General features: G+C 26.2%; 18 protein-coding genes. 10 read left to right on the top strand and 8 right to left on the bottom strand.

Going from position 1 to position 19,623, the window contains the following annotated elements:
* The first annotated feature begins 282 nt into the window (after positions 1–282).
* Positions 283–1,077: an HAD family hydrolase gene (locus KQY27_RS02440; protein WP_224424984.1), complete on the top strand. Its 795-nt coding sequence runs from the start codon at positions 283–285 to the stop codon at positions 1,075–1,077.
* Positions 1,078–1,236: 159 nt separating this feature from the next.
* Here KQY27_RS02440 and KQY27_RS02435 read toward each other — a convergent pair whose 3' ends face one another.
* On the bottom strand, positions 1,237–2,049 hold the full coding sequence (locus tag KQY27_RS02435; RefSeq protein ID WP_224424983.1) for a sugar phosphate isomerase/epimerase: 813 nt from the start codon (positions 2,047–2,049) through the stop codon (positions 1,237–1,239).
* Positions 2,050–2,589: 540 nt separating this feature from the next.
* Between KQY27_RS02435 and KQY27_RS02430 the strand changes: the two genes are divergently transcribed.
* Positions 2,590–2,970 (top strand): DUF2283 domain-containing protein, encoded by a 381-nt coding sequence (locus KQY27_RS02430; RefSeq protein WP_224424982.1) that lies wholly within the window; start codon positions 2,590–2,592, stop codon positions 2,968–2,970.
* Positions 2,971–3,122: 152 nt separating this feature from the next.
* Positions 3,123–3,500: a DUF2283 domain-containing protein gene (locus KQY27_RS02425; RefSeq protein WP_224424981.1), complete on the top strand. Its 378-nt coding sequence runs from the start codon at positions 3,123–3,125 to the stop codon at positions 3,498–3,500.
* Positions 3,501–3,765: 265 nt separating this feature from the next.
* Here the strand turns inward: KQY27_RS02425 and KQY27_RS02420 are convergent, their stop codons facing one another.
* On the bottom strand, positions 3,766–4,047 hold the full coding sequence (locus KQY27_RS02420; protein ID WP_224424980.1) for a hypothetical protein: 282 nt from the start codon (positions 4,045–4,047) through the stop codon (positions 3,766–3,768).
* 161 nt (positions 4,048–4,208) lie between these two features.
* On the opposite strand from KQY27_RS02420, the gene KQY27_RS02415 reads away from it, so the two are divergent.
* Positions 4,209–4,790 (top strand): hypothetical protein, encoded by a 582-nt coding sequence (locus tag KQY27_RS02415; protein ID WP_224424979.1) that lies wholly within the window; start codon positions 4,209–4,211, stop codon positions 4,788–4,790.
* Entirely contained in the window at positions 4,780–5,067 is a 288-nt protein-coding gene (locus KQY27_RS02410; RefSeq protein ID WP_224424978.1) for a DUF3467 domain-containing protein, read from the top strand. The genes KQY27_RS02415 and KQY27_RS02410 overlap by 11 nt, the downstream gene beginning before the upstream one ends.
* Before the next feature lie 157 nt (positions 5,068–5,224).
* Here KQY27_RS02410 and KQY27_RS02405 read toward each other — a convergent pair whose 3' ends face one another.
* Positions 5,225–7,726 carry a carboxypeptidase-like regulatory domain-containing protein gene (locus KQY27_RS02405; RefSeq protein ID WP_224424977.1) on the bottom strand — a complete coding sequence of 834 codons (2,502 nt, stop codon included), beginning with the start codon at positions 7,724–7,726 and terminating at the stop codon, positions 5,225–5,227.
* Between the two features lie 1,032 nt (positions 7,727–8,758).
* Between KQY27_RS02405 and KQY27_RS02400 the strand changes: the two genes are divergently transcribed.
* The 5 genes from KQY27_RS02400 to KQY27_RS02380 all read left to right on the top strand — a co-directional run bounded on the left by KQY27_RS02400 (position 8,759) and on the right by KQY27_RS02380 (position 14,723).
* Positions 8,759–9,247: a helix-turn-helix transcriptional regulator gene (locus tag KQY27_RS02400; protein WP_224424976.1), complete on the top strand. Its 489-nt coding sequence runs from the start codon at positions 8,759–8,761 to the stop codon at positions 9,245–9,247.
* A gap of 100 nt (positions 9,248–9,347) precedes the next feature.
* Positions 9,348–10,613: an ATP-binding cassette domain-containing protein gene (locus KQY27_RS02395; RefSeq protein WP_224424975.1), complete on the top strand. Its 1,266-nt coding sequence runs from the start codon at positions 9,348–9,350 to the stop codon at positions 10,611–10,613.
* A 33-nt stretch (positions 10,614–10,646) separates the two neighbouring features.
* Positions 10,647–11,888 carry an ABC transporter permease gene (locus KQY27_RS02390; RefSeq protein ID WP_224424974.1) on the top strand — a complete coding sequence of 414 codons (1,242 nt, stop codon included), beginning with the start codon at positions 10,647–10,649 and terminating at the stop codon, positions 11,886–11,888.
* 136 nt (positions 11,889–12,024) lie between these two features.
* Positions 12,025–13,245 carry a PQQ-binding-like beta-propeller repeat protein gene (locus KQY27_RS02385; protein WP_224424973.1) on the top strand — a complete coding sequence of 407 codons (1,221 nt, stop codon included), beginning with the start codon at positions 12,025–12,027 and terminating at the stop codon, positions 13,243–13,245.
* Positions 13,246–13,550: 305 nt separating this feature from the next.
* Positions 13,551–14,723, top strand: a complete 1,173-nt coding sequence (locus tag KQY27_RS02380; protein WP_224424972.1) for an aldo/keto reductase — start codon at positions 13,551–13,553, stop codon at positions 14,721–14,723.
* A 220-nt stretch (positions 14,724–14,943) separates the two neighbouring features.
* On the opposite strand, the gene albA is transcribed toward KQY27_RS02380, so the two are convergent.
* The 5 genes from albA to KQY27_RS02355 all read right to left on the bottom strand — a co-directional run bounded on the left by albA (position 14,944) and on the right by KQY27_RS02355 (position 19,612).
* A complete protein-coding gene (albA, locus tag KQY27_RS02375; protein WP_224424971.1) occupies positions 14,944–15,222 on the bottom strand; it encodes a DNA-binding protein Alba in 279 nt (92 codons plus the stop codon).
* Positions 15,223–15,686: 464 nt separating this feature from the next.
* The gene (locus tag KQY27_RS02370) at positions 15,687–17,228 is read right to left on the bottom strand and encodes a 2-isopropylmalate synthase (protein WP_224424970.1); all 1,542 of its coding nucleotides are present in this window, start codon (positions 17,226–17,228) and stop codon (positions 15,687–15,689) included.
* Between the two features lie 344 nt (positions 17,229–17,572).
* Positions 17,573–18,382 carry a DUF63 family protein gene (locus KQY27_RS02365; RefSeq protein WP_224424969.1) on the bottom strand — a complete coding sequence of 270 codons (810 nt, stop codon included), beginning with the start codon at positions 18,380–18,382 and terminating at the stop codon, positions 17,573–17,575.
* Positions 18,383–18,403: 21 nt separating this feature from the next.
* Positions 18,404–18,664: a zinc ribbon domain-containing protein gene (locus tag KQY27_RS02360; protein ID WP_224424968.1), complete on the bottom strand. Its 261-nt coding sequence runs from the start codon at positions 18,662–18,664 to the stop codon at positions 18,404–18,406.
* A gap of 225 nt (positions 18,665–18,889) precedes the next feature.
* Positions 18,890–19,612: a PHP domain-containing protein gene (locus tag KQY27_RS02355; protein WP_224424967.1), complete on the bottom strand. Its 723-nt coding sequence runs from the start codon at positions 19,610–19,612 to the stop codon at positions 18,890–18,892.
* Between the last annotated feature and the right edge of the window lie 11 nt (positions 19,613–19,623).

Genomic DNA, 19,623 nt, shown 5'->3' with positions numbered 1-19,623 from the left:
TTCGTTTAACCGAAATTAAACGAACTAAGAAAAAAACCGATAATTTACAAATAAAGCTTGTAATATGTTTTTTACTAATATGATTTAAGATAAGCATATTATATAAATATAACGATTTTGTAATAAATATTTTCCAATGGAAAATATAAACATGAAAACCAAAAAACAAGAACAGTTCATAAAAAATTGAATAAAATCAAAACCTCAAAATTAAAATATTATTAAAAGCATAATAAGAATATTAAATAAATTAATTTAAAATATTAAACTAAAAGAGATATTATGAAAAAGAAGGCTATAGTCTTTGATAATGCAGGAACACTTTTAGAAAGGTGTAGAGTTATTAAAAATACAAAAAATAGTAAAAGAGTTGACAATAGTTCTTTAGATGTGATTGATGAGTTGGGAAATAGTGCATTAGTTGTAATGCAAACTGATACAAAAAAATGTCTAATGCAAGCTAATCCTGAAAAAAAATTGTATGATTTTATAAAAGACAATTCTATTCCATTAGATATTAGCTATTCCTCTGCAGATATAACAAAAGATGAAATATTGCCCTTACTAAGACATAGTGATATAAAAGTTAAAGATTTTCAAGAAACAGCTAAACAATTACATAATGAAAATAATTTTATAGAATTATGTAGTGGTTCTGCTTTTATTTTAAATGTCGATAATAATAAAGTTGAATATGTTATAGCAGCTGGAGGAAAAGTCTTTCCACATGTTAAAAATGTTATTAAAACCCTTAATAATAAAGGAATTGAAACATTTATTGCTTCAGGTGATAGAGCTAAATCTCTCTATGAACTTGCAGAAATCATAAATCTTCCTGAGAAAAATGTTTTTGAAACAGCTAACACAAAAAGAAAAAAAGAAATCATAGCTATGCTAAAAAATGAAGGTTATAAAGTTATGATGGTTGGAAATGGACCTAATGATATACTTGCTTTTGAAGAATCTGATTTAGCTGTTCTTACACTTGAACAAAAAGAAGAAGTATCCAAACGAGTTATCGAAGCTGCAGATGTTATTATTGAAAAGATTTGTCAAGTATTAGATATTGAATTTTAATTATCCAAATTAATACATGCAATTTTTATTTATATTAATTATTTATTATTTCTTTATTTTTCTATATCTTACAATATCTTACTATATTTTTCACTATATCAGCATATTTTATTATATCTTACTATATATCCCTTATTTATTAATTTTCTAATTTACTAATTATTTATGATGATTTATTATATTAATAAGATATTCTTTACCTTTTAAAACATCCTCATAGCTATTTAACTCAATAATTCCTCTTTTTACATTTTTTAAAAAATCATAGCTAAAATCAGCGGATCCTTCACCAAGAGGAATATGAGAATCTTTTTTACCCATATTATCATTAAGGTGGAAATAGCTAATATTATCAATTAATAAGAATTCATTAGGATTTTCATAAGTATTAGCATGCCCCCAATCAATAGTAGCTGAGGAACCTACTTTTTCAACTATATATCTATGTTCTTCAGGAGAATTAGCTAAAAATTTCTGTTTGTTAGGCATATTTTCTATTGAAAAAGTTACCCCGAGATCTTCAGCATGATTTTGACACTTGGATAATGTATCTATTGCAAATCTAATAGCTAAATTTCTAATTCTCTCTTCTTTTCTATGGATTATACCTGGATGAGTGGTTATAGCTATTGCCCCAATTTTGTTAGCTAAATCCAATGCTTCCTTTGTTTGTCTTTCTGTTTCTTTTCTTATCCCTTCATTCATACTAGCCGGATTTAGATCAATAGTTGGACTATGAAGCATTACTTTAATATCATATGACTCAAATATCTCAAGATCCATATTGTTTAGTCTAACATCATAGCCATCAATCCTTTTAATACTATTGTTTTCTTGACTCAAAAGATTTCTTGGCCAATAAGGTCCTTCACAAAGTATTTCAATAAGATTAAATCCATCTTTAGTAGCTATATCCAATATTTCTTCTAATGATTTCATGAAAAGTGATAATGAAGAAAATCCTAACTCCATTTTTTATCCCCTAAATATTATAATTAATATATTATTATATATTATGATTTTATCAATGATTATATTTTATTATTTTATTTTTACTATTTATTATATCTTTTATCTTGGATATACAGAATATTTAATTGTCTCAATTTAGAAAAATTGCTCTTCAATACAAAAATTGGTTTAATGTTGTTAAATTGTTGTTATATAGAAATATTTATCCTTATTTATGAAATTTAGCTTAAATAAAAGCTAAAACTTAAATATAAGTAACAACAATAGTAAAATATCGAAAATTAGAAAATATTTTTGTATAAGCATGAGTTATTTAATAATTAATAATCTATTAAAAACAAAAAGATTATTATTATTAATTAGTGGTAATAATTGTAAATAAATTAAGAAAAATTGTAAATAAATTAAGAAAATGTAACAATATGTTAACATTTATAATGTTTAAAATAATATAAATAAATAATATTGAGATAACTGATAATAAAGATGTTGAAGTTATTACTTCATATCCTTTTTCAGAAAATATGAGATTGCGAAAGTATGAAAGCAGATGAAACTATTCAGATTGAGTCTATGTATGACCCTCATTTTGATGTTTTAGGGATTAGAGTAGTGGATGATTATAAATATAAAGAATCAGTTGAATTAGAAGAGGGCATAATTCTAGATTTTGATGAAAATAACATTCCTGTTGCTCTTGAAATATTGGATGCCTCTAAAGTTCTTAAAATTCCTAGAAAACAGGGCTTAGATAAGAAAACTTGTATACATATGAATATATGTATTAGTGATGAAGTTATTTTGGTTAAACTTACAGTTGGTATTGAAATTCATAATAGAAAAGCATCAATGCCTATTGATCTTTCAGCTATTAATAATATTAATGCTCCTGTGATGCAAACTGAGTTAGTAACAGCATAATCCTTTTAATTTACTTTTTTATTTTTTTAAATATTATAATAACAATTATATTATTAAGATTATAATTGTTATAAAGGATAAATTTATAAATCTTCCAACTACACACCCAATAAGAAAAGACAGATTTGAAAAAATTAAAGAAGGAATAGAAAATGAAAAAAAAAGTAATGGAAATAGATTATGATTATGAAAATGATATTCTATTTGCTTTTTTAGATGATGAATATTATAAGGACTTTGAATACTCAGAATTTTTAGATAATTCAGTAAGCATAGATTTTGATGAAAAAAACATCCCTATTGGTGTTGAAATATCAAATGCATCTAAAAAATTCAACACAAAAAAACAATATCTAAATGATAAACTAAATGGAGTATTAAATATTTCAATCCATGAAAAAAAGATTGAATTAAATATCAACTTATTTGTAACAATACATAACAAGTCTATTTCCTTAAATCCTGTTGATTTAATTGGAGATAACATTTTAAACATCCCAAATGTTGAAACTTCAATGGCAATAGCTTAGAAATCTCTTCTTAAATTAAATAATCTAATATTTGATTAATCTATAATATAATAATCTAATATATAATATTCTAATATTCAATAATCTACTATTTAATAATCTAATAAATTCATTTATTATAGATTAAATTTTATCCTTATTCTTTTTTTCATAGCTACATATTTCTATTTATAATTATAAAATTATTTTTTTACTTATCAAATGCTCCTTACAAAATAAATAAGTAAATTAAATAAAAAAATAGATTAAACTATGAGAATAAGTTTTATCCAAAGTTTTTTTCAATAGTTAGTATTTTAAGACGAATAATTTCTTTAATTTCATTCATTTTTTTGGGATTTAATCTAACATCAGGATCATGTCCAGTAGGATATGGAAGAATCAAACCTTGTTTCATAAGAGATTTTATATCATGCCGTATTTGTTTACAGGGAAATTTTGTTAATCTTTTGCAGACATTATTAATAGGCGTGTGTTTTTTACCTATATGTCTAGTTCTAAAAAGTGAAAAAAGAATTTCTTCTTGAACTCCATAATCATCTTTCATAATAATTATATGGACAATAGTATTATTTAACCATTTTGATATGATTATTTCATGTATAATAATTTAACATTAAAATAATTCATGATTATTTTCAATACATTTATTAAGTATGCAATGTATAATAATAGTACATAAAAAAGTGATGTGAGGGATTATGATTTATGTTAAGTGAAATTATGGGGAATTGTCCACAAGTAAAAGTTGTTGATTACTTGTTAGCACACCCTTTTAATTCATATACTAAACAACAAATAGCTGTTGGTTCAAATATATCTAGATCTACTTTAGATAAATTTATAAATAATTTAATTGATTCTGAATTTATAATAAAAGATAATTCAAATAAATACTCATTGAATGCAAAATCAAATATTGTTAAAATGTTAGATAATGTCCAAAATGAACTATCTATTAGAGAAATGGAAAAACAAGCTGAAACATTCGATGAAGATATAATTGAATATACTGATGAAGAAATAGACAAAATGTTTCAAACAGATGTTCCAGATATTGATTTAGATGAAGTCGAAAAAGAAATAGAAGAAAATGAAAAAATATCAATAAATAAAAAAGAATATGAACATCTGAAAAAGATAAAAACAAATAACATTTCAGAAAAACATGCTACATATGCAACTACAACAAATGAAAGAAATAATCAGAACAAATATAATAGAACTCGAAATTTATTTAATAATAGGGTGAGTTACTTCATGAAAGGAGGAGTAGCTAATGGAAGATAAAATAATAGATTTTAATAATAAATCAATTGAAAATTTTGATTTAAACATAGATGAATTTGCACAACAAATCTATGTTACTGGAGCAATTGGATCTTCAACAGATTTAGACATTAGATTATTGATTGTTAACGATAAAATTGTAAATACAAATGGAAGCATTGAAACTAAAAAAGAAAGCAATCTACACCTTATAATGAATCCTGAAGTAACACAACAAATAATTGACCTATTGCAACGTAACTTAGATGATTATTATAGTATAAAAAATAAAGAATAATTTAACTATATATTAATTAATAAGCCAATAACCTAAATATAGGTTGTTGGCTTTTTTAATAAACAAATTTCTATTTTTATAAAATAAATATTAAAAATAAAAAAATATAAAAATAAACAAAAAGGGCAAAAATTAAAGCCCTTAAAACTTTTTAAAATTATCTTTTTCTATATACTACCCCAATCATAGCTAATATTATTAATAAAATAGGTATTATTGGTATTCCTGTTTTTTTCATAGCTGCAGTTGCAGCTGAATTGTTAGTAGTTCCATTAGTACCATTTGTTCCATTATTAGCTTCCACATTGAAGACAGTTGTGTTTTGAGAAGCTAAATAGATGTTATTACCTTCGAAACTTACTGAAACTTCAATATTTCCAGCATGAGTTGTTTTATAAGGTAAACTCCAACGACCATTCTCATCAGTAGTCACTGTGAACCTTTCACCATCAACAATAACAGTAATCATAGCGTTAGCTACTGTATTGCCATCTTCATCAAATAAAACACCATGAATAATAATTGTTTGACCAACTGTAGCATTTGGAGCAATAACAGTGACAGTAGTAGCTAATTTAGCAACATTGAAAGTAGTACTATTTGTAAATCCTACATGAGTAGAATTACCTGCCCAAGAAATAGTAGCAGTAAAATCACCACTATTTGATGGAGTAAAAACAAAATTCCATTCACCATTACTATTAGTTGTTACTGTATATGTTGTACCATTTATAGTTAGAGTAATTTGAGTATTTGCTATTGGATTTCCATCTTCATCAGTTGCAACACCAGAAATATTTATAGGCCTTCCTACTTTACCATCAGGAGCATTAATAGTAGAATTAGTAGAAAGCATAATTGCTAATGCACCATCCCTAATAATGATCGGATAATTCACATTTCCATCATATGTTCCATTTACAGGCAAAATATCTCCAAGAGATCCATCTACAGTATAAGTCAAGTTAACATATCCTTCTAGAACAGTAACATTACCAACATAAGTTCCATTTACATAGAAACTTATATTCTGTCCTGTTACAGTATTACCCATATCATCAGTTAAATTAGCATACAAAGTAACGATCTGACCATCTCTAACAACTTTAGTAGAATTATCAAGATAAGTCAAATTCAAGATACCCATAGCACCAGCATTATAAATCATTTGACCTAAACCAGCACTATTACCATTCATAACATTACGTGACACACTCATATTACCAGAATTATAGATTACACCACCAAAATTAGTAGCATTATTGTTTGTAAAAACGGAAGAGTTAACAGTAGCATTAGCACCCCCATTGTTAAAAATAGCACCACCATAAGTAGCATTATTACCAGTGAAATTAGAATCATTCACAGTAACATTAACAGCATAATTCATGATAGCACCACCATAAGTAGCATTATTTTCAACAAAATTAGAATCATTCACAGTAAAATTACTACCTAAATAATTTAGGATAGCACCACCAGAGGGAGATTTATTTTTACTGAAAAAGCTATTATTAATAGTTAATCCAATACCATTATTGTAAATAGCACCACCCAAGACACTAGCATTATTGAGAGTGAAATTAGAGTTTAGAATAGAGACATTTAGACCATCATTAATAATTGCACCACCAGAAGTAGCATTATTACCAGTGAAATTAGAATCATTTATAGTCATATTACCAGAATTCATGATAGCACCACCAGAAGTAGCATTATTTTCAACAAAATTAGAATTAATCACAGTAAAATTACCACCTACTATATTATAAATAGCACCACCAGAGGGAGCTTCATTTTTACTGAAAAAACAATTATCAATAATTAATCCAATACCATTATTATCAATAGCACCACCAAAGAGATTAGCACTATTATTTGTGAAAGTAGAATTAATAATAGACTGATTATCAGCAGAAATATAGATAGCACCACCAGAACCAACAACAGCACCAGCACTATTATTAGTAAAAGTGGAATTAATAATAGACTGATTATCTCCAAAATTACAAATAGCGCCACCATAATCCTCAGCATAATTATTTATAAAAATGGAATTAATAATAGACTGATTATCCGTAAGATTATTACTATAGATAGCACCACCACGATCAGCTTCATTATTTGTGAAATTTGAATTATTAACAGACAAATTACCAGAAGTATAAATGGCACCGCCATAGAATGCACTATTGTTTATAAATGTACAGTCTGTAACAGTCATTGAAGAACTAGTATAGTTGTTATAAATAGCACCACCTAAATTATAGTCTACAGTTAAAAGACTAGCGTTTCCATTTAAAAAGGTTATGTTTATGAAAGTCACACTAACATTATCTCCTATAATAAATATTCCACTAAGTCCCTGTGCATCAATAATTACATTACTAGCAGGTCCATTTCCTTTAATTGTTATATTCTTGTTTATTGTGATGTTGGTATTGTTATTACCTGTGTATATTCCTTCATCTAGACCTATTGTGTCTCCATCAGTTGCATTATTTAATGCTTCACTTATTCCACCAGAAGTTGTGTTAGTAATATTAGTAGTAGCTGAAGATCCAGCCTGTAAACTTACTACAGCTAATAATATAATGGCTAAAATAATCAAAGTATGAGTTATTATTTTTTTATTTTTTTTAATTTTTTCACCTCCCATTAAATCAATTAAAACATATTCTTAAATTAAAAATTAAAAAAATATAAAAAAGAAGCAAAATGCTTTAAAAAGAATCTTTATTATTTTATTAACACAGAAATACATATCTTAATAATCTAAAAAAGTTCAAAATGATGCACTGTTAAGTCCATAATGGTGTACTATTCCATAATATTAAATTTAATTAGCCAATTCTTAATAAAACATAAAATACTATCTTATTATATTATATTTTTGATTAAAATCATACTGAAAAATAATAAACTTCTTCCAAAGTACAAACTTAAAATTACATTAAAATACACATTTACTCAAAATAAAGTTCTTAGATTTTATTAATCAAAAGAAAATTACTCAAAAATTACTTATATATTTAGATAACCTTCTTTTCATCAATAATTGATTAAACAAAAAGTTAATACATAAAAATATTGTTCTATTTATTTTCATCAAAACTTTTTAAATTATAATCTCTTTATTTTATATATTTATAACATAAATATGATTTTATTTTTTTAAAAATATAAAATAGATATACAAATATGAACTTATGAACTATATATAATAATTATATAAATTTAAATATTTAAGTTTTTGCATATAAATATTCATTTCTTACAATTTTTATCAATTTTACCATAATGTATATTACAATAGCTATTTTCATAACAATTTTATAAAAACAATTATATGGTTAATAAATAATTTACATAATTTTCATAGAAACATTTATATATGAAAAATAATTAATAATGTGATATATCAGAAAATTGATATATCAATTTTAATATATTAATTTCTAGTGATATAAATATCAATTTTACATGATTTAAATTATATGAAAATAATGATAAAATAATTTAAAATTTTAATTTAGTTTTTAATTTAAGTTTAATTTAGTATTTTAGTTAAATTTTTTATTTAATTTTAATTTTAATTCAAATTAATGTTTATTTTAAAATTTAAATGAATATAATTTTTAATGAATTTAATTACTATAAATTATTTACAGAGCATTGAGGTGAAAATTATATGAAAAAATTAGTGAAAAAGAAGACCTTAAAAAAAGAAAAAGAAAAGAAAAACAAAATCAAAAAACATGCCCATCATGATTCTTGGGAAACCGATTGTATATTAAAAGATGGGAACTTCGATAAAACATTGATATCTGCCTTAATGAAAGGCTTCATAAAAATAATTATTCTTTGGATTATAACCAAAGGAAGAATACATGGATATGAAATAATAAAAAAAATGAAAGAAGGATTAGAAGATAAGAATGATCTTGAATTACAGGGCCCGGGACCTAATAAAATATACCCCATTCTCCATGAATTAGAAAAAAAAGAGTTGATTAAGGGAGATTGGGAATTACAAGGTAAAAGAAAAGTAAAATACTATGAAGCTACCGATAAAGGTATCAATACTATTGAAATAATTAGAAAAAAACCTCATAAAAACGTCCCCCCAACTATAAGAGAATTTTGGATGGATGTAATGACGAATAATAGTAATAAATGAGTTATTGAGATAAATGAATTATTAATATATAAAAATAAATAAAAAATTTAGAGTATTTACAATTATAAGATTAATAAAAGTTATTGGAAAAGGTGAATAAATGAAATATGCAATAGAAACTGATTCACTTACTAAAATGTATGGTGATTTCTTAGCTGTTGATAATCTTAATATGAAAGTCAAAAATAAGAGTATCTTCGGTTTTTTAGGGCCTAATGGTGCAGGTAAAACCACAACCATAAAAATGTTAACATGTCTTATAAAACCCACAAATGGAACAGCAAAAGTAAGTGGCCATGACATTATTGAAAGTCCAAATGAAGTAAGACAAAAAATAGGGATGGTTCCACAGCTTGTAAGTCTATACAATGATTTAACAGCTAGAGAAAATGTAGAACTTTGTGCTGATTACTATGGTCTTACAGAAGATGAAAAAGAAGACCGTATTGACGATCTTATGGAACTTGTTGATATTAAATATGCTGAAAATAAGTTAATTAAACAAATGTCTGGTGGTCAAAAACAAAAGGTTTCTGTAGTAGCTAGTTTAATACACAGACCAGACGTTCTATTTCTTGATGAACCTACTATTGGTTTAGATCCAACAACTAAGATGGTTCTTTGGGATTTAATACAAGAACTTAATGATAATGGCCATACCATTATTCTCTGTTCTCATGATATGTATGAAGTAGAAATGCTTTGTGAAAATGTAGGTATCATGAATTTAGGAGAATTAGCTGCATTCGATACTCCCCAAGGACTTAAAGATACTTTAATGCATAGAAAAGAACAAGAAATTCTCAAAAAAATGGAAGGATTTTCTAGTGCAAAAGAGTTTGCAAAAACTGAATTTGCAGCTAAATCACTTAAAACTGAAACAGTTTATAGTACTGAAGAAGATGATACCATAGTTGGAAATGTTACTGATCTGAACAATGGAGTAGTAACAGGAGTGTCTACTCCATCATTAACTAAAAATCAAGATAATGCTGGTAAAGATAGCTATAATGAAGATAGCTATAATGGAGATACAGATAATTCAGAATATCTAGCTGAGATTGAAAAAGTCTCTAAAGAAGTTAGTATCATGGTCAAAAATATGACCGACAAGATTAAGAAAGATCTTGAAGATTTAGATATTGTTTATAATGTAAGAGTAACTGAAACTGGAAAAGGAAGTAGATTAGCTATTGATGTAGACAAATTTGCTGAAAATAGTGTTAATAATGTTATTTGGAGTATTGTAAAGAACGATGGAAACATAACTTCTATTAATACAAAAGATCCATCATTAGAAGATGTATTTGTTGATGTAACTAGTAAGAAAAAGGTTAATCAAGCTAATATAAAGGATGTCAAATAATTAAATATCAAAAATAAGAAGAGTTGAGAATATATGGAAAGCAAAAAATTCTTATGGATGCTTAAAAAAGATCTTTTATCTCTTTATAGACATCCTTCACGAATGATAGCTATGTTTCTCTTCCCAATTATAATGATAACCTTATTTGGTTATGGTATGGGAGGAGACATTGAAAATGTTCCAATAGTAATTGCAGAACAAAGCCATGGAAATATAACTGATCAAACACTTATGGCAGTTAAAGATATGTCGTTGTTTGAAGTTAAAAATATTACAACCAATGTAAATCAAGCTAAAGAGATGGTTAACAATGGGCAAGTTAAAGCAGCCATAATACTGCCTCCAAATTATGATGATATAAGTTCGGATCAAAGTAAGACGGTTGTATTGTATCTTGATTCATCAGATCAAATAGCAAGTCAAACAATAGTGCCAGCTAGTCAACAATTATTTAGTCAAATAAGTGCCAAAATAGGTGCTGAAAAATTAGCTTCCATCCAAGTACAAAATACTGTTCAAAGTTCGAATGGTACTGATGGGGGTGCAGCTAGTGGAAGTAATGTATCTACGGAATTAAATGATAGTTCCCAGGGATCTTCTGTTGGTGGTATTTCAGATAGTGTTAATGGAATTGTAAATTCAATTAACCTTCAAGTAAATAAAATTTATGGAAATATTGCATATATTGACTTTTTAGTTCCTGCAATATTAGCTATGACTGTCATGATGTCATGTATGATGGGAATGGGTCAATCAATTGCTGGTGAAAGAGAGACAGGGGAATTAGCTAGGTTATTTATGACTCCTACAAGTGTTGCTACAGTTGTTGGAGGAAAAATATTTTCAAAATTAATAATTGAAGTTGTAAAAGCCATAATACTGCTGGCAGCAGCTATTTTACTCTTTGGAATAACAATTAATGGAAATATATTCTTAGCTGTGGGAGTGCTGATACTCGGAGCATTAACGTTTGTTGGATTTGGAATAATGATTTCAGCAACGGCTCAAACACAAGAAGATTATACACAACTTGTTATGCCATTTACCATGCCAATGATGTTTGTTTCAGGAGTATTTTATCCGATAGAAACAATGCCATGGATATTCCAAAAAATAGCATACATAGCTCCATTAACCTATTTAAATGATGCTATGAGAGGAGTTATGCTTAAAGGACAAGGATTAGGAGACATATGGTTAGATATATTAGTTCTTGTAGGATTCTTAATAGTATTCTTTGTATTAGGTGTTATAAGATTTGATAGAGATGTTTAAATCTTTGATACCTAAAAAAGGACATAATATCTAATAAAACAGGATATATAAAACATAATCTATAGAACATAACATCTATAGAGCATAATATCTATAAAATATCAAAAATAAGTAATTAAAATAATTTGGTGATTTAATGGAAAGTAAATTTAAGGGATTACTAATAGGAATAGCTATTTTAGCTATTTTTATATCCCCTATTTCTGGAGCAAATTGGACAATGTTTCAAGAAAATGTTGAACATACAGGGTTCATTCAAGAAGCAGGAGATTTTGTATCAAATTTATGGATTTTTAATGTAGAAAGTCCAATTAAAGGGTCTCCCGCTATTAAAGATAAAATAATGTATATTGCTGGAGAAAATGGAATTTTAAAGGCAATTGATATGGAAACTGGGGATAAAAAATGGGAATACAAGTTAAAAGGCAATGTTGTGAGTTCTCCAGTCATTAGTGGAAATAATTTATACATAGGTACTGAAAAAGGACATATGTATAGTTACAATATCAAAACAGAGAAATTATCTTGGAATTACACAGTAAACAAGCCTATTGAATCAACTGCTACAGTAGCTGGAAACACCATATATTTTGGAGCAGATAATGGAAAATTATATGCACTAAACCCTGATGGTAGTAAAAAATGGGAGAAAGAACTTGGAGGAAAGATAAAATCTTCTCCAACCGTAATGAATAATACAATATTTGTAGGATCTAGTAGTGGTAATATTTTTGCTCTTAATACTAATGATGGAAGTCAAAAATGGAATTATACAACAGGAGATCAAGTTACAGCTTCCCCAGCATACACAGAAGATAAAGTATATATCGGATCATTAGATGGTACACTATATACTCTAAATGCTACAAATGGAAACCTTGTATGGAAATATGACCTTGGAGATAAAGTAATCTCTTCTGCATCATTAGATACTAGAAACTATAATTTATATATAGGTTCTGATAGTGATAACTTAACTTGTCTTGATTCAAGAGATGGAACATTTAAATGGGCATTTAAAACTGGAGGAGATGTTCAATCTACTCCTGCAATATATGGTGACTATGTTGCATTTGGATCAAATGATGGAAATGGATATGTTTTAAATAAATATACTGGAAACACTAAATTAACATATAATCCAGGAGCCTACATTTTCAACTCAGCAATAAGTTCATCACCAGTAGTTTATGGACAAAGTTTGTTCTTCTCAGGTCAAGATGGATATGTTTATTCATTAGATGGTAATAAATTTAATACTCCAACATCAGTATTTACTTATTACACAGGCATTATAATTATAGCTGTTTTAGCTGTAATAATTGCACTTGTTGCTTTAATAAGAAGAAAGAATTAATTTAAATAGCTATATTAAATTTATAGCTATTATTTTTAATTTTTAATTTTAATTTAATAATTTAATGATTTAATAATTAATATTTAATATTTAATTTATATTTATTTAATAAAATATTGATTTAATGAAAGATTGATATTAGAATTAATATTAGAAGGAATTAATAAGCTATTAAAAAATTAATATTGAAATCAATCCCAATTTAATATTAATTTTAATATCAACTATATCGATTTGATTAATATTATCTTTTAATCTATAAAAAATAATAATTTGGGAAAATAATTTACTATGGGGATGAAAATGTGTTTTATCGAAAAATAGAAAAGAATGGAGATGAATTGTCCATTTTAGGATATGGATGTATGAGATATCCTCGAAAAAATGGAGCTATTGATTATAAAAGAACAGAAAAACAAATAATGACAGCTATAGAAAATGGTGTTAATTATTTTGATACTGCTTATTTATATCCAGGAAGTGAAAAAAATCTAGGAGAAATCTTAAAAAATAATAACTGTAGAGATAAGGTAAAAATTGCTGATAAAATGCCAGGCCCTATAGCTAAAACTAGAGAAAAAATGGATGAAATCTTTGAAAAGCAGCTGGATAGATTACAAACTGATTATATCGATTATTACATGATTCATAGCTTAATGCAATTTAAAGACTGGGAAACATTAAAAGAAAATGGAATTTTAGATTTTATAGATGAAGAAAAGAAAAAAGGACGTATAATTAATTTTGGTTTTTCATTCCATGGAAATTTACATCATTTTAAAAGGATAATAGATGATTATGATTGGGAATTTTGTATGATACAATATAATTATATTGATGAAAATTATCAAGCTGGAACAGAAGGTTTAGAGTATGCAGCTTCTAAAAACATTGGTGTAATAGTAATGGAACCTCTTAGAGGAGGAATGTTAGTTGACAAGCTACCAGAAAAGGCTCAAAAGATAATGAACAATTTTGAAATTAAAAGATCTCCAGCAGAATGGGCATTTAGATGGGTTTGGAATCATCCTGCAGTAAAAGTGGTTTTATCAGGAATGAATGAAGAACAGCATATCAAAGACAATATAAGAGTTGCATCAGAAACCCAAGCCAATTCATTAACAATCGAAGAAAAAGAAATGTTAGAAAAGGTTAAAACAGAGTTTAAAAAGAAAATTAAAGTGAATTGTACAAACTGTGCTTATTGTATGCCTTGTCCACAGGGAGTAGATATACCTATCTGTTTCTCTTCTTATAATGATAAATCAATGTTTGGAGGATTTAAACCACAAGTAATGTATGTACAGTCAACTGAAGATAAATCAGCTGCTTATAAATGCACAGAATGTGGTGTTTGTGAAAAGAAATGTCCTCAAGAAATACCTATTATAGATGAACTGAAGAATGTTAGTAAATCAATGGATCATTGGTATTATAGAGTTCTTGGAAAAGTTATCAAATTTATCATGTATAGATAATAGTAGACAATAAATTATGAAAATCATGAATATATGATAAATATATGAAAACGGTATAAATTACAAAATAAGCTATTTAAAAAGAGTATACAATAGAATATGTAATGATTATGTAATAGAATATGTAATAAGTTATGTAATATATTATGTAATTATTATGTATATATTATAAAAAATGAATTATAAAAAATGAAATAATAGATAAATAAAGAAATAAACTCTAATTATCTTTTTTAAGCTGTATCTCTATAGTAGATACATTTGTTGAAACACCATCGTTTCCAACAATTTCTTCGGTACAAATATCAATGTTTTGAACGTCCATATCAGGTATAAAACGATTTCTGACAATTTCGGCAACATCAACGGCCCTGCTAATAGCTCTTCCTCTTGCTTTTAAGATAACTTCTGATACGCCACTGTTCATCTGAGTTACTACTGCAAGAACATAATTCATTACAGGTTTGCTTCCTATGTATACAATATTTTCTTCTGGCATGATAATGACCTCCGATAATAATACATATATTATGTATTAACACATTTATATAACTTATCTTTTTTAAAGTTTTGGATAAATAGTATTAATTTTAATATTTTGACTATAGTTAATTTAAAAATATATTTTATAATATAATTTAAATATAATTTAAATATATTTTAGATATATTTAGATATATAATTTGAAAATAAATATATCTAATAGAAAAATTTTTTTCTACATATATATTAAATAATCTTAAAACAAAAAAATAAGCTTATTTAATGAAATATAAGATAAAAAAATATTTATAAAAGTTTTAAATAAAAAATAAATGATTTAAAATGTTATAAAAATAAAAAAAATATAGTAATAAAAGAAAAAATAAATAAAAAATAAAATAATAAAATAATAAAATAGAATAATAAAAGAAAAAATAAAATATATTATAAAAATGATTTTCTACATATATATTTAAAGAGTTATTTAGCTTCTTTTATCATCAAAATTTTGTTTATTGAATTTAAAACTGCATCTACACTGGCCATAATAACATCTTCACGAGTAGCTCTACCAGTAGCTTTATTACCCTCTTCATCAGAAGTAATAACGAATACTTCAGCTAATGCATCAGTACCACCAGTGATAGCTTCAATATTATATTCTTCCAATTCAATATTTGTAGTTCCTTTGACTAAATTTTGAATAGCATTTAATGCAGCATCAACTGGCCCTACACCAATAGAAGATGTTTCTTTTTCTTCACCATTAATATTCAATTTAACAGTAGCTGTAGGTGAAACAGTTTTTCCAGAACCAGAACTAACTGATAATCCAACTAACTTTACAGCTTCTTCTTTTGTTTTTCCAAGGACTGTTACTGCAATAGCTTTTAAGTCGGCATCTGTAAGACATTTTCCTTTATCACCAAGATCTTTAACTTGATCATAAACAGTACAAAATTGATCTTCATCCATTTTTATGTTATATTCATCTAATTTTGCTCTTAAAGAATTTGCACCAGTATGTTTTCCAAGGGCTATTTTTCTTGAGTGTCCAACGATTTCTGGAGATATTGGTTCATAAGTAGCTGCATTTTGCAGTATTCCATGAACATGAATTCCAGATTCATGTGCAAATGCATTTTCTCCAACAATTGGTTTATTTGGAGGCATTTTAATACCAGTAATTTTTGACACAAAGTCAGAAACATTATATAGTTGAGTAGTATCAATATCTAAATCCATGCCATAAGCAACTTTAAGTGTAACTGCAAGTTCTTCAAGAGATGCATTACCACCCCTTTCACCAATTCCATTAACAGTTACATGAGCTTGACTAGCTCCAGATTCAATAGCTACAAGAGAGTTGGCTACAGCTAAACCAAAATCATTATGGAAATGAACACTAATTGGAAGTTTAAGATTATCCATCAATATATTTATAAGTTTCCTTGTGGTTGTTGGAACTAATACTCCAACAGTATCAGGAACATTAATCACATCGGCACCAGCAGATTCTATGGCCTTATAAACTTCAAGCAAGAAATCTTCTTCAGTTCTAGTAGAATCTTCTGCAGAAAATTCAACTGTGATTCCATGATCTTTAGCATATTCAACAGCTGAGATTGCTTTATCTAAAACTTCTTCTTTTGAGATTTTTAATTTATATTCTCTATGAAGAGGAGAAGTTCCAATAAATGTGTGTACATAACTCAAGTCACAATCCAACAAAGCATCAATATCATTTTTTAATACTCTAGCTAAACCACAAATATTTGCATTCAATCCCAAATCATTGATTTGTTTAGCTGCATTTCGTTCTCCCTCAGAAACTGCAGGGAAACCATATTCTATTGTATTAACTCCAAGGTTATCTAACTTTTGAGCAATTTGTATTTTCTCATCTACAGTTAGAGCTACCCCAGGTGCTTGTTCTCCGTCACGGAGTGTTGTATCAAAAAGTTTAATTGTCTTTGGAAGATTCAATTCACTTTTTGGTATTTCTATGTTGTTTATCTGCACACTTATTCCTCATTTCTGTATTATGTTATACTTAGAAAAAATACTTTTTAAATTTTAATGTTTTATATCTTAAAATTCTAATATCTTAAAATCTGATATCATTTTAATTTTTAAATCTTAAAATCTTTAAATTTTCTGTATTTTCTGTATTTTTAATATTTTCAATATTTTCAATATTTTCTAATTTTTTACATTATTATCTATAATTTTTTTAAATTTTATATAAAATTATAAATTATAATGAAAAATGAAAGAAAATTCATCTAAAGTATAACATGAAAATTTTTGTTTAAAGTAGTATAAAAATTTTAAGAAAATCAAAAAAAATATTAGTATAAATTTTATTAAAAAGCTGTACCAATAGCTAAACTCAAAAAGTTTCTAACTCCAGGAGCAAGGCCGAGTACAAAAATAGCTAGTTTTAAAGTTCCTGCAATAATTTCATCATCAACATATTTATCAATTAAATATAAAGCTAGACAAATAACTATAATTTTAAGAGGAAACATTGTAATAGCTGTTCCCGTTAGATTATAAATAGAATTGGGAATTACATGTTGTTCAAAGTAACCATAATAATCTACAGCCATAAATGTAGTTGAAGCATCAAATAAATGAGCAGAAATTATTGAAAGGTTTATTTTTCCATTATAAGAATTGTGGTAGAATAAAGGCCAAAATTTGCCTACTATAATAAATGCTGCTGTAATTAGTCCCCAGATCAGCAAAATTTGAGCAATAACTATTAAATTTAATTGATTGATATTGATAAGATTTGGAATAGCTATAATAAGGCCAATAATAAATATTGTATATCTAAAATCAATATCTTTCCATTTTTGAAGATATATTGAAAATATAAGAGTAACTATTGCAGCACCACCTACAATAAAGTAAATTCCAGGTGTTATTAAAGCCCAGGTATATGGATAGATTCCATTGTCCACTAGTGCACGAACACCAGACCCTAGAAAAATAAATGGAATAAGAGGAAATATAAGATCAGTAGGGTTTATTTTATAGTGCTCAAAAATCTTAATAATTCCAAATATAGCTACAACAAGTATTATTCCATATATAAGTGTGTTGAATATTGTATATCCAGAAAAAAAGTAAGTTGATAAAAAATCAATTATATTTGACTCTATTGCCATGATAAACACTGGTTTAACTATTTATTTATTATTTTTCCAACGTTTTAAATTAGGAAACATTTCTTCCATTATTTTTCTAGCTTCTGACTCATCTATGCCAGTATTTTCAGCCATTTTAGGAGCACAAAAATTAATCATATCATCCATTGTTCTATCAGAAGTAAATTCTCCATTATCATAACAATGATTACAATAATCTTTATTTGTAGTTCCATCTACATTGGTTCCATAATCATTATCATTCATAGGCATACCACAAGATTGACAAAATTCTATATCCATAATATCACATACCTTATAATATTAAATCAATATTAAAATTTATATTAAAATTTATATATTTATATTAAGATTTAATATCTTTTTATTGATATAACATTATTTTAAAATATATAATCTAATTTATATAAATTTTATTATAGAATATATATCATATTCTAGAATATGTATTTTATATCATATTATTGTTTAAAATAAGTTGTAATTATGAATTTTTAAATGTAAAAACTAATAGATTCTTCTTATTTTCTTATTAAAAACTTCTTTTAATATCAATTTATTAGAAGTTCTAGTACCTTTTGCAATTGTATCTTTAGATTTAATAGCTTCAATAATATCATCAATAGTTGGTTCAGAATCTATATTTTTAATTTCTGTATAACAATTCCCTATAGAATCTAAAAAATGAGAATCACTAGAACCAATTTTAGCTAAATTTGATTTTTCAGCTAATTTATTAGATTTATAATTAGAATATCCAATAATATATCTTGCATTTAGAACTTCAACACCATCTATCTTCAGATTATCATAATTATTATCACTACTATCATTGGAATAATCAGGGTTTGTTAATTTTTCAATAGCTTTTCTATTATTAAAAAACAATCCATCCCTATATGAAGAAAAAGGATGAGGAACAATAGCTAATCCTCCTTGATCATGGATTCTTTCAACAGTTTCCACAGGAGATAAGTCTCGAGGAATAACTTTTTCAACTCCAAAACCAAGAATATGCCCTTCGCTAGAGCTGATTTCAATAGAAGGAACAATTAATAAATTATCAATATTTTTTGACAATTCAATAGCTATTTTAGAACCTTCAACTGAATTATGATCACTTATAGCTATAGCATCTAAGCCAAGAAATGAAGCCTGTTTTATAATATCCTTTGGCTTACTTCTTGCATCTCCAGAATAAATACTGTGAATATGAGGATCGAGTTTCATTTTAAAAATTA

The sequence above is a fragment of the Methanobrevibacter sp. TMH8 genome (assembly GCF_020148105.1).
GTDB lineage: Archaea > Methanobacteriota > Methanobacteria > Methanobacteriales > Methanobacteriaceae > Methanobinarius.
Note: the sequence above shows the minus strand (reverse complement) of the source record. Positions and strands in the feature narration are given on the sequence as shown.